This window comes from Bartonella sp. AA23NXGY, from assembly GCF_042197165.1.
Classification (GTDB): Bacteria; Pseudomonadota; Alphaproteobacteria; order Rhizobiales; family Rhizobiaceae; genus Bartonella.
Genome location: NZ_JBHIRO010000091.1, coordinates 1 through 823, shown reverse-complemented (window position 1 = coordinate 823; position 823 = coordinate 1). Strand labels below are relative to the sequence as shown.

At 45.1% G+C, this 823-nt stretch carries 1 pseudogene; it reads left to right on the top strand.

Going from position 1 to position 823, the window contains the following annotated elements:
• A pseudogene (locus tag ACFINY_RS09805) lies at positions 1–823 on the top strand (filamentous hemagglutinin); the annotation flags it as partial.

Here is an 823-nt window from a genome sequence, read left to right as displayed (position 1 = left end):
CCTGGTTTCTCATAACGGGCTATCTGTTTCTCAAACAATTCTGTCGCATCAAAATGTTGCCATTCAAGCACAACCAGAAACAAATGCTCCCGTTCATTTTGGGCAACTTTTAGCCTATGGCAAGGCAAATATTGAGGGTGGGGCGGTTGACTTTTCTTCGCTGATGACAGGTGAAGAAGCTGTTTTAAAGGTTGGCAGCCTTGATGCAGGCACACTGATGACAGGTGTCGTTTCTACGGGCGGTTCAGGGGATCTTGTTTTAGATGAAAAGGGCTTTCTTTTGATTACAGCAAAAGAAGGGGTGAAGGTTGGTCAGATTGCCAGTGGTGGCAATATTGAAATTTTTGCAGGCAACGACATCTATTATGATCAGGTCATAGGCTATGGCAGTGCAACATTGACATCGGTATCAGGAGAGATCAGTGTTGAGAATGTGTTGTCTGCTGAGGGGGATGTGAGATTGACAGCAAACACTCTCGATTTAAGCAATAATCGTTCTCATATTTACACGCCGCAAACGCTGTATTTAATTGCAGATCATATTGATGTCTCAGAGAGCGAATTGACTTATGGCGGTTTAGACTTTCAAAGCACCAATGCTCTTGATATTCACAATGCGCGGCTACAAGCCGTAAGAGATGGCGGTGGGACTGGAGATATTCTCTTTATTGCTCCAAGCGTTATGGTTGATGAGACAACGTCTGTTTTAGCAGCACGAGATTTCGTGATCAAAACGGGGGAGCTTAGAAATAGCGGTCAATTGGCATCGGGGCAGGATTTAGTCTTTAGCGTGACGGGGGATGTGACCAACAACAAAACGGGC